Annotated in this window: 12 protein-coding genes; 3 read left to right on the top strand and 9 right to left on the bottom strand. The window is 52.8% G+C overall.

The window, feature by feature from the left end:
• Positions 1-14: 14 nt before the first annotated feature.
• The 3 genes from Q0Y65_RS07705 to ruvC are packed head-to-tail and all read right to left on the bottom strand — an operon-like array spanning position 15 to position 1,920.
• Positions 15-749: an enhanced serine sensitivity protein SseB gene (locus Q0Y65_RS07705; RefSeq protein ID WP_297958625.1), complete on the bottom strand. Its 735-nt coding sequence runs from the start codon at positions 747-749 to the stop codon at positions 15-17.
• A gap of 33 nt (positions 750-782) precedes the next feature.
• Positions 783-1,406: a Holliday junction branch migration protein RuvA gene (gene ruvA / locus Q0Y65_RS07700; protein WP_297958624.1), complete on the bottom strand. Its 624-nt coding sequence runs from the start codon at positions 1,404-1,406 to the stop codon at positions 783-785.
• A 31-nt stretch (positions 1,407-1,437) separates the two neighbouring features.
• Positions 1,438-1,920, bottom strand: a complete 483-nt coding sequence (gene ruvC, locus Q0Y65_RS07695) for a crossover junction endodeoxyribonuclease RuvC (RefSeq protein ID WP_297958701.1) — start codon at positions 1,918-1,920, stop codon at positions 1,438-1,440.
• 225 nt (positions 1,921-2,145) lie between these two features.
• On the opposite strand from ruvC, the gene Q0Y65_RS07690 reads away from it, so the two are divergent.
• From Q0Y65_RS07690 to Q0Y65_RS07680, 3 genes are all read left to right on the top strand, one after another.
• Positions 2,146-3,261, top strand: a complete 1,116-nt coding sequence (locus Q0Y65_RS07690) for a chorismate mutase (protein WP_297958623.1) — start codon at positions 2,146-2,148, stop codon at positions 3,259-3,261.
• A gap of 16 nt (positions 3,262-3,277) precedes the next feature.
• Positions 3,278-5,653: a homocysteine S-methyltransferase family protein gene (locus tag Q0Y65_RS07685; protein WP_297958622.1), complete on the top strand. Its 2,376-nt coding sequence runs from the start codon at positions 3,278-3,280 to the stop codon at positions 5,651-5,653.
• A 117-nt stretch (positions 5,654-5,770) separates the two neighbouring features.
• Positions 5,771-6,217: a hypothetical protein gene (locus Q0Y65_RS07680; RefSeq protein WP_297958621.1), complete on the top strand. Its 447-nt coding sequence runs from the start codon at positions 5,771-5,773 to the stop codon at positions 6,215-6,217.
• A 92-nt stretch (positions 6,218-6,309) separates the two neighbouring features.
• Here the strand turns inward: Q0Y65_RS07680 and Q0Y65_RS07675 are convergent, their stop codons facing one another.
• From Q0Y65_RS07675 to Q0Y65_RS07650, 6 genes are read right to left on the bottom strand one after another with little or no spacing between them, the layout of a single operon-like run.
• The gene (locus Q0Y65_RS07675; RefSeq protein WP_297958620.1) at positions 6,310-7,239 is read right to left on the bottom strand and encodes a lysylphosphatidylglycerol synthase domain-containing protein; all 930 of its coding nucleotides are present in this window, start codon (positions 7,237-7,239) and stop codon (positions 6,310-6,312) included.
• Entirely contained in the window at positions 7,236-8,210 is a 975-nt protein-coding gene (locus Q0Y65_RS07670; protein ID WP_297958619.1) for a glycosyltransferase, read from the bottom strand. The genes Q0Y65_RS07675 and Q0Y65_RS07670 overlap by 4 nt, the downstream gene beginning before the upstream one ends.
• On the bottom strand, positions 8,194-9,168 hold the full coding sequence (locus Q0Y65_RS07665) for a glycosyltransferase family 2 protein (RefSeq protein WP_297958618.1): 975 nt from the start codon (positions 9,166-9,168) through the stop codon (positions 8,194-8,196). The genes Q0Y65_RS07670 and Q0Y65_RS07665 overlap by 17 nt, the downstream gene beginning before the upstream one ends.
• 20 nt (positions 9,169-9,188) lie before the next feature.
• Positions 9,189-11,654, bottom strand: a complete 2,466-nt coding sequence (locus tag Q0Y65_RS07660) for a hypothetical protein (RefSeq protein ID WP_297958617.1) — start codon at positions 11,652-11,654, stop codon at positions 9,189-9,191.
• A gap of 9 nt (positions 11,655-11,663) precedes the next feature.
• The gene (locus Q0Y65_RS07655) at positions 11,664-12,842 is read right to left on the bottom strand and encodes a glycosyltransferase family 4 protein (protein WP_297958616.1); all 1,179 of its coding nucleotides are present in this window, start codon (positions 12,840-12,842) and stop codon (positions 11,664-11,666) included.
• Positions 12,842-14,050: a glycosyltransferase family 4 protein gene (locus tag Q0Y65_RS07650; protein ID WP_297958615.1), complete on the bottom strand. Its 1,209-nt coding sequence runs from the start codon at positions 14,048-14,050 to the stop codon at positions 12,842-12,844. Before Q0Y65_RS07650 ends, Q0Y65_RS07655 begins: the two co-directional genes overlap by 1 nt.
• Positions 14,051-14,063: the final 13 nt, after the last annotated feature.

The following is a 14,063-nucleotide window of genomic DNA, read 5'->3' as shown; positions in this document are numbered from 1 at the left end:
TAAACACCTCTGGATCATTTCTCGAAAAATCTCTTCTTGCGGACATAGAAGGGCTCTACGGTCTCCGCGGCCTTCTTGCCCATATCCTGCTCATAGCTGATGAAGCACAGGTGCTCGTTGGCCTTTACGGTCTTTGAGAGGTACTTCGACAGGGGCACGAAGAGCTTTCTCGTGCTGCCCATCATATCCAGGACTATGAGTATCTGGGGCTTTTCGCAGCCCTTTATCATCTCCATGATGAAGGCACGGTCAACGTTGGGCTGCTTTGAGAGGAACTTGCTTGCAGCCTTGACGATGTGGCCTACCTCATGCTCTACGGGGCGGTAGCTGATTATATCCGCCTCGTTGTAGGAGATAGCCTTTATCTTCAGATTGCGGGCTATCATAAGGATGCTCTTGATCTCCTGCGACGAGAACTCCTTGCCGTAGGAATTGGGGTTCAGGACGGCGGATACCGACTGTATGAGGTCGAAAAGTCTCAGACAGTTGATCTTGTAGCAGTCCACATAGCGCTTGGCAAACTGCTGGAGCGCACGGTAACTGGTAAAGAAGGGTATAAAGATATCTCCGTCGGGATTCTGGGTGGTTATCAGCTCGAGCTGAATACCGCCTTCCGCTCTGTCACGCTCCTGCTTGACGGGGTTCTTGCAGATGACATACACGTCGCTTTTGATGAGCGTCTGAAGGAACAGAGCACGTTTTGAGGGGTCCTTTATTGCTGCTTTCAGCAATTCATCAAGATTCATCATAACAGTAACCATCCTTGTTCAGTATTTTCGTTTTTAACGCATATTCTTTGCCGCCATTAATCTTAAAGTTTCCTTTATAAGGTCCTGTGTGCTGAGAGAGGGATCCAGCCTGCCCAGAATGGGAGCGGTCTCGCCCTGTGAATAGCCCAGCACCATAAGAGCCTCAAGAGCCTCGGACACCGACGATGAAGCCCCGCCCGAGGGTATGTTCGCAAGCTCTGCGGCGTCGCCGCCGATGCTGCCGCTTATGGATTCGGAGGATATCTTGTCCTTCAGCTCAAGGACTATCCTCTGGGCAGTCTTTGCGCCTATGCCCTTTGTCCTTGTGAAGGCCTTGCTGTCCCCCGAAGCTACGAGGAATGCGAATTTTTCGGGAGTCACGTCCGAGAGTATGGCCGTTGCCGCTTTTGGTCCTACTCCCGATACGGATATGAGCAGTTTGAAACAGCTCAGCTCCTGAAGGGTAGCGAAGCCGAAGAGCTCCACCACGTCCTCGCGCACATAGAGATAGGTGTATAGCGTCGCCTCGCTGCCTATCTCCCCCAGCTGCGCGACCGTATTGTATGAAGTCTTACAGCCGTAGCCTACTCCGCCGCATTCCACCACTGCGAAGCCCAGCTCCTTTACCGTGAGCCTTCCTCTTACGCTGTATATCATTTCCCTTTTCCTTTTCCTGTGCTCCGTCCCGTCACAGGCTGTCGAACCTTGTGGTATGGCCGTGGCATATAGCTATTGCCAGGGCGTCGGCAGCGTCGTCGGGCTTAGGTACCTGCGCAAGTCCGAGGAGCTGTCTGGTCATCTCCATGACCTGCTTCTTCTCGGCCTTTCCGTAGCCCACCACAGACTGCTTGACCTGGAGGGGGGTATACTCGGACACTGGGACTTTCCTCTTCGCCGCCGAAAGAACCGTTATACCTCTCGCCTGTGCCACATCTATGGCAGTCTTCTGGTTGGTAGTGAAATAGAGCCGCTCTATGGCCATGCAGTCGGGGGCATACTTGTCGAATATGAACTCGATGTCCTCGTGTATGGCTCTGAGCCTTTCGGGAAAGGGAGTGCCCGCCTCGGTGAGTACGGCTCCGTACTCCACGGGAGTGAACCTTATACCGTCATAGTCCAGCACGCCGAAGCCCACTATGGCATACCCCGGGTCTATGCCTAAAATCCTTATCTTTTTCACTGTTTTTTCCTGCACATTTGTTAAAATCTTCACATGGATATAGCTTCTCACTATATTCTATATCATTATACCACAGAACACTTGTGATTTGCAATATATTTATCCTTTTTTTATTGATTTCTACAAAAATAAATGCTATAATATGTGAGGTATATCAATTAGCCTTCAGCCGTTAGCCAACAGCTGAGAACCAAAGGCTAAAACGGAGGTTTTTTTATGGATCTTAAACAGCTCAGAGACGGCATTGATGATATAGACGCGGAAATACTCGCGCTCTTCATGAAGCGCATGGAGCTCTGTCAGAGCGTTGCTGACTACAAGAAGGAGCACGCCATGCCCGTTTTCCAGGGGGGACGCGAGCAGCAGATCATCGACCACATCAGGGAGCTGACAGGCAATAAGGAGCTTGAGAACGGCACTACCGCTCTTTTCACCAATATCATGGATATAAGCAAGATACTCCAGAACCGCTCCATACTTGTGGACTCCAATGACTACAGCTTTACGGCTCCGGATTTTGAGGGAGCTAAAAAAATAGGCTGTCAGGGCACCTCGGGCGCAAATTCCGAGGCTGCTGCCCAGAAGGTATTCGGAGACAGAGAGTTCACCTTCTACCCCTCCTTTGAGGACGTTTTCAAGGCGGTGCAGGCAGGCGAGGTGGACTACGGCGTGCTGCCCGTGCAGAACTCCACCGCAGGCTCGGTGGACAGCACCTACGATCTTATGGCGAATTACCCGTTCTACATCGTGAAAATGGTCACACTGGAGATAGACCACTGTCTCGCAGCGAAAAAGGGTACGAAAATAGAGGATATAACAATGGTATACTCCCACAGACAGGCACTTTCCCAGTGCGAGGTGTTCCTCAGCAGGACAAGGCTGAAAAAGGCGGAATACAGCAACACCGCCACAGCTGCGGAAAAGGTGCTCAGGAGCGACGAGCCCATTGCCGCCATATGCTCCGCAGCCTGCGCGGAAAGGCTGGGGCTGGAGATACTGGCAAGGGATATCGCCGACTGCACCATAAACCGCACACAGTTCATAATCATTTCCAAGGAGCTTCAGGTAGCCGACGATTCCGATGCAGTATCGGTAATGCTGACCCTGCCGCATACGGAAGGTAGTCTTTACCGTATGCTGACCAAGTTCTATGTGAACGGCATGAACCTGCTCAGGATCGAGAGCCGACCCATAAGGGACGGAAGCTTCAACGTCATGTTCTTCCTGGATTTCAGCGGAAAGCTCTCTGACCCCGGCGTCAAGGCAGTCCTCCGCGACCTGGAGGAGAACCTCAGCGACTTCCGCTGCATAGGCACATTCAAAAGCGAATAATGATAAGGAGATAAATATGTCCCAAGATTTCTTTTCCCTGCTTGACAGCAGAAGCTTCGTGTTCCTCGACGGAGGAATGGGAACTATGCTTCAGGCTCACGGCATAAAGACCGAGCATATCCCCGAGCTTCTCAATATAACCGCCCCCGAAGCCATAATGAATATACACCGCCTCTATATCGAAAGCGGTGCCGATATCATCTATGCAAATACCTTCGGAGCCAACCGCTTCAAGCTGGCAAACAGCGGCCATACCGTGGAGGAGATAGTCTCCGCAGGCGTTGAAAACGCAAAAAAAGCCGCCGCAGGCCGCGCTCTCGTTGCTCTTGACATGGGACCTATCGGTCAGCTCCTTGAACCCGCGGGTACCCTTAAATTCGAGGAGGCCTATGAGGTATACAAGGAGCTTGTGCTTGCAGGAAAAGCTGCCGACGTCATCGTCATCGAGACCATGACCGACCTGTACGAGGTCAAGGCGGCAGTCCTTGCGGCAAAGGAGAATTCGGACAAGCCCGTTCTGGTCACCATGACCTTCGAGGAGAATATGCGTACCTTCACGGGCGTATCCCCCGAGTGTATGGTGGCGGTGCTGGAGGGTCTGGGCGCCGACGCCGTCGGCGTGAACTGCTCTCTGGGACCCGAGGAGCTGTTCCCTGTACTGGACAGGATATTCGCTCTCACAACTCTCCCCGTTATCGCAAAGCCAAATGCAGGTCTCCCCGACCCTGTCACCAATGAATACAGCGTGGGACCGCAGGATTTCGCGGACAGCGCCGTTAAACTGGCAAAGGCAGGCGTTACCGTGTTCGGAGGCTGCTGCGGCACTACTCCCCAGCATATCTCCGCAGTTATCGGGGCTCTTTCGGGCATGGAGAGACAGCCCAGAAAGATAGTCCGCGCAAGCATAGCCTGCTCTGCGGTGAACTGCGTGAATATAAACCAGCCCCGCGTTATCGGCGAGCGTATCAACCCCACGGGAAAGAAGCGCTTCAAGGAGGCTCTCCTGGCCCATGACGTGGACTATATCCTGGGTCAGGCAGTGGAGCAGATACACGCAGGCGCCGAGATACTCGACGTAAATGTGGGACTTCCCGGCATAGACGAGAAGGAGATGATGGTGACCGCCGTAAAGGCTATCCAGAGCATATGTGATACCCCCTTGCAGCTGGACTCCACTATCCCCGAGGTGCTTGAGGCAGGTCTCCGTGTCTACAACGGAAAGCCCGTGGTAAACTCCGTAAACGGCGAGGACGACTCACTGGACACTATACTCCCCATCGTCAAGAAATACGGCGCATCAGTGGTAGGACTTACTCTCGACAAGGGCGGCATACCCAAGACCGCCGACGGACGCTTTGCCATTGCGGAAAAGATACTCCGCAGAGCTATGGAATACGGGATACCCAGGGAGGACGTTTTCATCGACTGTCTCACCCTGACCGCCTCTGCCGAGCAGGACGGCGTTATGGAGACACTCAACGCTCTCCGCAGAGTAAAGACCGAGCTGGGGCTGAATACGGTACTGGGCGTTTCCAATATCTCCTTCGGTCTGCCAAACCGCGAGCTCATAACCCGTACCTTCCTGACCATGGCGCTCCACAGCGGACTTACCCTGCCTATCATCAATCCCAATATCGAGGGAATAATCGGCGCGGTAAGAGCCTACAGGCTCCTTGCGGGAATAGACCGCAACTCCGCGGATTTCATCAGCATATACGCTCAGGACGACAGCGCTCCCAAGGCTGCTGCTCCTGCGCAGGACAAGGGCGCTCCCGACATAATGTACGCAGTTGAGAACGGCCTGAAAAATCAGGCTGTAAAGGCTGCCGAGGAGCTCATGTACACCGTGGATCCCATGGAGATAATCAACGGCTATCTCATACCTGCTCTGGACAATGCGGGAGCTAAATTTGAAAAGGGCAAGATATTCCTGCCCCAGCTCATACTCACCGCCGAAGCGGCTCAGGCCTGCTTCGAAGTCATAAAGACAAGGCTCTCCGCCGCAAACAGCGAGAGCGTATCCAAGGGCAAGGTGGTGCTTGCCACTGTACACGGCGATATACACGATATCGGCAAGAACATCGTCAAGGTACTCCTTGACAGCTACGGCTTCACGGTAATAGACCTGGGCAAGGACGTGCCTCCCGAGACTATCGTGGAAGCCGCCATACAGCACAAGGTCAGCCTTGTGGGACTGTCCGCGCTGATGACAACTACTCTGGGCGCTATGGCCGAGACTATACGCCAGCTCAACGAGAAGTACCCCGAGTGCAAGACCGTTGTGGGCGGAGCTGTGCTCACAGCCTCCTACGCCGAGCAGATAAATGCTGACTACTACGCAAAGGACGCAAAACAGACCGTTGATATAGCGTCAAAGGTCTATGGAGCGTGATGAACCATTAGCTATCAGCCTTTAGCCATTAGGCTGCAGGGGCGAATACTATCTGCCTGCAATAATGCAGATAATGAAATGAACGGCTCTCCTGCTGATTTTTAAATGAGGTATACCATGAATAGAAAAAAGAGCAAAAAGCTTTTTATGATCTTATTGGGGTTACTATTAGTCGTAGTTCTTGTTTTCGGGGTAATTTTACTGTTCAAAAATATGCTCTTCAAACCTACGATATTAAATAAAACAACGTTCTCAGAGGCGGATAAGAACATAATTGCAGAGGAACTTGATATTCCTGCTGATAAATTCACTGTAGAAAAAATGAGATTCACACATGCCAAAGATTCATATTTCTGCATTACCATAAAGACCTCTTCTCTTGAACTGCTTAGTTTATATGAATATAAAGAAAATGATAATTACAATAACCGGCCAGAATACTTAAAAAGAGACAATAATGACCCCCACAACAATATTGTTTGTACTGTAATATCAAACGATCCCTACGAACTCGATTTTGAACTGCATAACTGGAATAAAAAACTTTACAGTATAATAAAATGATATTATTGCTTAGAGAATCCAAAAAAGCAGCCCATATGGGCTGCTTTTTTCATCACATATACGATCACGGGCGGCGGGGCTCCGTCCCCTGCTTAGTTCTTGGCTCTTACATATTTTGCAGCGTAAAGCTTACCGATGATAAATGCCGCTACGTCTGCAAATACCGAGGCTATACGCATTGCCAGCACGAACAGCACTATCCTGTCCGCAAAGCTGTCTCCGCATACGAAAAGCATCACGCCCTCGCGGATACCGATACCGCCGGGAGCTCCGGGGGTAACAAAGCCGATTATCCACGCGAACATGAAAGCTCCCGTAAGAGCAATGAGCTCCCCTGCTCCTGCCTGGGGAACTATCAGCCACAAGCACACAAGGTACATAGCAGCCGATATTATATTCTGGAGCAGATAATAGAAGGCTCCGCGGAGAAGCATGGGGCGGTTCTCCTTTGCAAAGGCCTTGGAATAGCGCGATATATAGGCCTTGAACTTGTCGCGGAATTTAAGCCTTACCGCCAGAAGCAGCAGTATCACGATGACAAGTCCCGCGGCTCCCACTATGAGCAGGTTCCTGCCGTATTTTCCGAGAAGCTCCGCAATTCGTCCTCCCAGCAGCGCCACCGATATCACTGACGTCCAGAACACGCAGAACAGCACGTCCAGCACTGTTGCGCAGGCCACGTCCACATGGCTAATGTCCATATCCGCCGCAAGCTGATTGCGGCCGACGTACTGGAATACGTTACCCGGCAGGTACTTATACAGATTGGACTGTGTGTACACGGGCATTGCAGCCGAAAACGGTATGCTCCGCCCCGAAAGTGAACGGGTGAACACCAGCCAGGGATAGCAGGAAAACAGGATTATCACCGTCTGTATCACAAGGCATATGACCAGCGCCGCAATGACTCTGCCGCTGCAAAGCTGTGACAGGCTGATGTCCATGTCCAGCAGCTTCTTCACCACGAAGGCAAGGGCTGCTATCATGACGATATTTCCGATTATTTTCAGTGCCTTTTTCATACGCACCTCTGATCCTTTATACGCTTTATGAGCTCCGCAAGCTTCTCGGGACTGCCCATCTCGCAGAAGTAAACGCCCTCGTCGCTTTCGGAATAAAGCTCGTGATTGGCAGGATTATCGCCCAGTATAACAGGCTTGCCCATTGCACGGTAGATATAGGTCTTTCCTGCGATGGTACGCTTCGCCTTCATGATGCTGCCGTCAAAATGTCCCGCAAGACACAGGTCTGCGCCTGCGATGCGCTCCGCAAGCTCCTCCTGGGGCAGCCACTCTATATACTCGGTAATGTTCTCGCCTGTGCGCTCGCTGCTGCCGAGAGGTCCAACGAATACGAAACGCAATCCCTTCTCGTCCTTCAGCAGGTCTATGGCCTTCAGTATGACGGGTATGCCCTGCAGGGGCAGCACGCTGCCGAAGTAAAGCACGGTGAAGTCCTTGTTTTCCGGCGCTTCACGGGGATAGTATATGCTGCTGTCGGCCTCAAGATACAGCACGCTCATCTTTTCTTTGGGGAAACCGAATTCCCTGCAGAAGTAGCTGCCGTGAGCCTTTGTATCGCATACGGCAAGGTCGGCGGCGGCAAGAGTGCGGCGGTCGATACGCTTCAGCAGCCGTCCGGGAAGGCTTTTTGGTCTGAACTTTTTCCTGTCATAGCATAAGGTGTCGTACATGGAGATGAAGAAGTCCATGACAACGGGCTTTTTCTTCAGCTTCCTGCGGAAAAGAGGCATTATCAGCTGTGGTGCAAAGCCTATGAAGCTCATATCATAGTCTGCCATGCGTACCTTCATCAGCTGACGGTAGACGTACATGAGACGCTTCGGATAGCTCTTTGAGGGGGAGCTTATGACCGTGACGGTGTTGCCGTTTTCGCGGAGCAGCCTTATCTCCTGCACAAGGCGGAGGTAATCGCTGTTCTTGGTGGCAGCGTAGAGTATCCTCTTGTCCCTTATGTCACTGAGCCTTTTCATTCTTCATTTCCTCGTCGCTCTTTCCGCACTCCATTTTTCTCACTCTGTACTGAACGTCCTCAAGGAGCTTCCTGTTTGCCGAGATAGTATCTCCCAGAAGGCCTATGGTTATGGTCTGGAAGCCCATCATGACAAGGATAGCCGTCAGGATAAGTGACTGGATATGTCCGTCGCCCTCGCCCATGGCCATGAGTATCAGGAAGCGTATTCCCAGTACAGCGCCGATGAGGAGCAGCACAAGTCCTATGGTCATGAAGAACTTCAGTGGCTTGTACATCACGAAGGAACGTGTTATCACAGTGGAGGAGCGCTTCATGTAGCGCCACATACTGGAGAAAAGCCTTGAAGGTCTTGTCTCGGGGTTTGTCCTTATGGGCACCGAGGTCATGGCAGTCTTGTTGTTGCCTGCCTGTATAATGGTCTCAAGAGTGTAGGTGTATTCGTTGACAACGTTGAGCTTCAGTGCGGCCTCGCGGGAATAGGCTCTGAAGCCGCTGGGAGCGTCGGGGATATCGGTGCCTGAAGCCACGCGCACCACCCAGCTTCCCAGGTGCTGGAACTTCTTCTTTTTCCATGAGAAATGCTCGGTCTGGTCAATGGGTCTCTCACCGATGACGATATCCGCCTTCTCGTCGAGTATGGGGCGGACTATCTTCTCGATATCCGCACCGCAGTACTGATTGTCGGCGTCGGTATTCACGATTATATCGGCTCCCAGGTGGAGACAGGCGTCGATGCCTGCCATAAAGCCCTTGGCAAGTCCCTTGTTGCGCTTGAAGGACACGATATGATGGAAGCCCAGCTCCCTTGCGCGGGCAACTGTATTGTCCTGACTTCCGTCGTTGATGATAAGATACTCTATGGTGTCGATACCGTCTATATGCCTGGGCAGGTCGTTATAGGCCAGCTCCAGGGTCTTTTCCTCGTTATAGCAAGGTATCTGTATTATCAGCTTCATATTCTTTCAGTTCCTTTCTTTTACGAAACAGGTGCAAAGCGCACCGATCTCAGCGGTATTCCCAGCTGACGGCCGTCGTTGGGGTTGGACAGTGAAGCGCTCCACAGGGGCGAGCTTATCTCAAGGATATTCTCGCCGTCCCTGATCTGCTCCTCCTTTACCGTGAAGTGCAGGGGCTGACCGTTGTTTGCTGCGGTTATGGAGTCAGATCCCAGCTCCCTGCCGTTGAGGAAGAGCTTTACCTCAACGCTGTCGGTGCCGATCTGTTCAAGGGGCAGACCGCAGCCAAGCTCCATGGTGATATCGTAATCGCCGGGGTAAAGGCCGCATTCCACCTGAGCCTCATCGCTGTCCGTCCAGCAGAAGTAGCTCTCCAGAGCGGAAACTCCGCTCATCTTGCCGTAATCTCCTGCGGCGGTGTACACAAAACGGTACTTGTCATAGGAGAACAGCCTTATCTCCTCGGTGATCTCGTAGAAGTGCCTTGGCATCGGCACGAACCAGCCCGTATTCACTCCGTCGTCCTCGATGTGGTGAATCTTGTTTGAATAGAGGACGGTGTAGTCCTCCTCGCCAAGATCGTCGGCAGTCAGTACCACTACCCTGCCGTAGCGTGCGGAAAGCTTCTCGAACTGCTGAGGATCGTTTCTGTCCTCGGGTATCACCTTTGCTCCTGTCATTGCCTTCACGGGCATCCACAGTCTTGAAGCGTAATCGGGAGATACCACCACGCAGTCGCTCTCCTCCACGAAATCGGCGATATCGCTCAGTATGCTCCACTCCATGCGGGAATCGTCCTTGTGGCCTATGAGGTAGGCGTCAAACTGTCCCATGTAGAGGTAGGAGACCGCCGTTACGGGTATCAGCAGCTTTCCGCCGAAGCGGTCCAGAGCTGCGGCGCCGAAAAGCACGGCAATGGGTATGAACGGCGCCAGATAGCGCGAATAGTAGTAGTAATACTGTATGTCAAAGCGCAGGAACGCCGAGTATACGAGAACACAGTAGAAGAACATGATGAACAGCACCAGTCTCGGCAGAGTCTCCGAGAAATACTTCACGAATACCACGGAAGCGATGATGCCCAGCGGCATCAGCACAAGTCCTGCGTTGGCCGCAAAGCCCCAGAGCGCCACATGGCCTGCTCCCGCCCAGTCGCTGTAGGTGAAGAAGGCCTTTGCGATGATGTATACGCAGGGCAGTATCACCATGAGCCTCATGAGAAGGGCGAATACCTTCGATGCGGAGGCCTTTTTCATGAACTTCCTCTGGCTGAAATCCTTTGCAGTCTTCTTTTTTACGATGACGGCAAAGAGTATCACCGCGGCAAATGCAGCAGCAGATGCGATGATGACCACCTTGGTTATATTGTGTACGTTCACGCCTCCCACAAATACGGGGGCGTAGTTGTTCATGGTGTAGAACGGCTGGAGCTGCTTCATCATGAAGAAGCTGGCAAGATAGCCTGCCACGGTAACGGGCATGAGCACCGCGTACTGGCGCTCTCTTGTGAATACATACATACCGCCGTATATAAGCACGAATACGGGTATCATGGTATATATGGACACATGATAGCAGGCGAACACCGCCACGGGTATCACCGACATCCACCTGTGCTTTGTGTCCTCATCGGTCATGAAGTAAAGGAACACCGCAGGTATCAGCGCCAGTGTCATCTCCGTCAGCGAGGACTTGGCTACCCATACTATAACGGGAGCCAGCGCCGTTGCGGCGCACACACAGGCGGAGGTGGTCTTTTTCAGCTTAAGCGAGCTGCTTATGAAGTACATTATGAATATGAGACACACAAATAGTATAGTCTCAAAGCCCTGCATATGCTCCATGCCGAAAAGGCTGCCCCACATGGCAAGAAGCGCGGAATATGTAGGTATGCCGTGGATTATTCCCGATACGGGGCTGACGCTCCTGTCGTAGACCGTCTCGGGGTAATCGGGAGCGGGGATATCATAGCCGCGGAGCTTGTTCTCCACGTTGTACCTGAAGGCGCTTATCTCCGCGGGATCCGTCATGTCATGGAACTCGGGGATATCCTTCTGGCGCTTGGTATCGCCGTTCATGAAGAGTATGGCCTGGGTCTGGTATACGCCCTGATCCTGTCCCATGCCGAAGAACTCGTTCTTCACCGACACAAGGGGCAGAGCCAGCAGGCTTATGATAATGGGGATCAGCATTTCCTTTATGGAGAATTCATGCTTGAAGATGTGCCGCCAGCGGAACGGCTTGCTCCTGCGCAGGAACAGTGCCAGCAGCATTATGACGAAGCTTGCCGACGCGGCTCCGAAGGCCGTCCGGAAAACGGTGTACTTGTCTATGAGGAACAGCCCCATGCTTACCAGTATGTGTATGAAGAACCACATGACGACGCCCATTACGACGCCCTCTGTCAGGTTCTTGTGCCTGAACCATATCACAGCTCCCAGCAGGCTGAATATCACTCCCGCCAGGCAGACCGCCCAAAATATCATCTATCCAGTTCACTCCTTGCAGATATCGTTTATCATCTCGCTGAAATTGCGCATTATGACCTCCCAGCGGTAGTTGCTGTCAACATAGGCCGCGGCATTCCTGCGCATTATCTCATACTCCCTTTCATGGGAGAATATATAGTCCAGTATGCCCTCGAATTCAAAGTAACCGGTATAATACAGGCCTCCGTTGCTCTTGACGCAGTGTCCCTTCAGCACCTCGCAGCCGCCGTTGACTATAACGGGAACGGAAAGGGTCATGGCCTCCAGCACGGATATGGAAAGGCTCTCGAAGCGCGAGGGCAGCAAAAGGCATTTTGCCCCCGATATACCGCTGAACTTGTCCTCCTCGCTGACGAAGCCGAGACTGATTATATCCTCATGCTGAGGTATCTCGCAGACGGGCTTGCCCATGAGCACCAGCTTCAGCGGACTGTCGGGACGGCGCTTCTTGTACTCCAGGAAGTACCTGAACATCTCGGGGCAGCACTTGCCCTCGTCGATACGTCCCACATAGATGATGTATTCGCCGTCGATGCCGAATTTGCTGCGGAAAGCGGCCTCATCGGGCTCGCATGGCACCTCTACTCCCGTACCCATGACCTTGCAGGGGATATCCTCACAGTGGAAAAGTCCCTGCACCAGAGCCTTCTCCTCATCGGTGAGGAACACATAGGCTCTCGGCAGCCTGAAGAAGGTCTTGTAGGTCTCGAAATGTATGAAGGGCTCGTCGTGAGCCGTGGGTATCATTATGGACTTCTCAGCCACCTCCGGGAGTCCCTGCACCGTCAGGTAGTAGAGGTAGGTGACGAAGATGAACACGTCATACTTGTCCTTTGAAGCGCGGATATAGTCTATGGCCGCAGGTGAATAGGGTCCCTGCTTCTCGAACCATATCTTCTCGGTCTCCGTATCGTAGCTGCCGGAGGACAGATACTTCCCGTTGAATTCGTTGAAGTCCTTTGCGCGGGGCTTCTCCACGGGGAAGCGGAGCACTCTTACTCCGTTTATCTCCTCCTCATCGGCGGTATAGTAGTTCTCCCATGTGGTATATTCAAGAGCCTTTGTGGTAATGACGTCCACCTCGTACTCTCCCGTGAGTCTTTCGGCAATGAGCCTTGTGTAGTACTCCGAGCCGCCGTTTACCTCAAGGCCGTATCTCTGATTTACAAGCGCTATCCTTTTCATTATTCCTTTTCTCCGATAACTTCTGCGAAAAACTTCTTGTACTTCTCGACTATAACGTCCCATGCGAAGCTGCTGCGGACATAGCTGCCGCCGTTCCTTCCCATGAGCGCAGCCTTTTCCCTGTTTGCAAGGAACCAGTCGGTGCAGCCCTCGAACTCGAAGTAGTCACCGAAATAGAGACCGCCGTCGGACTCCGATACGAAGTTCCTCGTTACGGGGCAGCCGCTGTGTACCAGCACGGGACGTCCGCAGAGCCAGCTCTCCATGATGACAAGGGAGAAGCTCTCGTTCTTAGACGGCTGACAGAGGTACTCCGCCGCAGCCTGTCCGTTGTATTTGTCCTGTATATCCACGAAGCCCAGGTCGATTATCCTCTTCTGCTTCACCAGCTCGTCGGGGAGCTCTATGCTGCCGCCGCCTATGAGCACCAGCTTCAGGTCGGTATCGCGGCGCTTCAGGTACTCCGCAAAGTACTGCACCAGTGTGTGGACGTTCTTGCCCTTGTCCTTGCGGCCCGCGTATATGATGAAGGGGCTGTCTATGCCGAACTTCCTGCGGAAGGCCTCTGCGTCGGGCTTTATATCCGTGTCCATGCCTATGCCCATGACTATGGTCTTTGTGCCGCTCTGCGAGAAGCCGTAGAGCCTCTCTGCCAGCTCAGCCTCGGGACGGGCGTTGAATATCATTCCCGCCGCCTTGGGGAACACTTCCCTGTACCGCGATATATAGGCGTATGCCTCATCGTGGAAGCAGGGTATCAGCACAGATTTCTCAGGGAACATCTTAGTTCCGTTGTAGGTGGTGCAAAGCAGATAGGGCATGAACACAAAGAGGCTGTACTCCTCGCTGTGCTCCTTCATGTAGCTGTAAAGGGCGGAGCATTCGGCCATTTCCGTAAGGAAGATATCCTCCTCGGCGGGAGTTATCCTCATGCCCTTCATGAGCTTTGCATTCACCGCGTCAAAAGCCGCAGCGTTCCTCTCGCCCACTCTGAACCTTCTTACGGTTATGCCGTTTGAGGCAGTCTCCGTGCCCTCCTTGTGGAAATTGCGGCTCCAGTCCGAGCCTGCGTCCTTTATACAGGTGGTCAGTATCTCCAGCTCCACCCCTGCCCTGTGCAGGCGGTCAGTCACCTGCCGGAGCTCCATTTCCGCTCCGCCGGGGATATTCTCGCCGTACCACGGGATAACAAAACCTATCTTCTTCATCGTTCTATCCTTT

The organism is uncultured Ruminococcus sp. (assembly GCF_947301925.1).
GTDB lineage: Bacteria > Bacillota > Clostridia > Oscillospirales > Ruminococcaceae > Ruminococcus.
This window is presented reverse-complemented; position numbering and strand designations above follow the sequence as displayed.

Coding starts and splice junctions, on each gene's coding strand:
- Q0Y65_RS07705 (WP_297958625.1), bottom strand. CDS start 749: ATGATGAATCTTGATGAATTGCTGAAAGCAGCAATAAAGGACCCCTCA.
- ruvA (WP_297958624.1), bottom strand. CDS start 1,406: ATGATATACAGCGTAAGAGGAAGGCTCACGGTAAAGGAGCTGGGCTTC.
- Q0Y65_RS07690 (WP_297958623.1), top strand. CDS start 2,146: ATGGATCTTAAACAGCTCAGAGACGGCATTGATGATATAGACGCGGAA.
- Q0Y65_RS07685 (WP_297958622.1), top strand. CDS start 3,278: ATGTCCCAAGATTTCTTTTCCCTGCTTGACAGCAGAAGCTTCGTGTTC.
- Q0Y65_RS07680 (WP_297958621.1), top strand. CDS start 5,771: ATGAATAGAAAAAAGAGCAAAAAGCTTTTTATGATCTTATTGGGGTTA.
- Q0Y65_RS07675 (WP_297958620.1), bottom strand. CDS start 7,239: ATGAAAAAGGCACTGAAAATAATCGGAAATATCGTCATGATAGCAGCC.
- Q0Y65_RS07670 (WP_297958619.1), bottom strand. CDS start 8,210: ATGAAAAGGCTCAGTGACATAAGGGACAAGAGGATACTCTACGCTGCC.
- Q0Y65_RS07665 (WP_297958618.1), bottom strand. CDS start 9,168: ATGAAGCTGATAATACAGATACCTTGCTATAACGAGGAAAAGACCCTG.
- Q0Y65_RS07660 (WP_297958617.1), bottom strand. CDS start 11,654: ATGATATTTTGGGCGGTCTGCCTGGCGGGAGTGATATTCAGCCTGCTG.
- Q0Y65_RS07655 (WP_297958616.1), bottom strand. CDS start 12,842: ATGAAAAGGATAGCGCTTGTAAATCAGAGATACGGCCTTGAGGTAAAC.
- Q0Y65_RS07650 (WP_297958615.1), bottom strand. CDS start 14,050: ATGAAGAAGATAGGTTTTGTTATCCCGTGGTACGGCGAGAATATCCCC.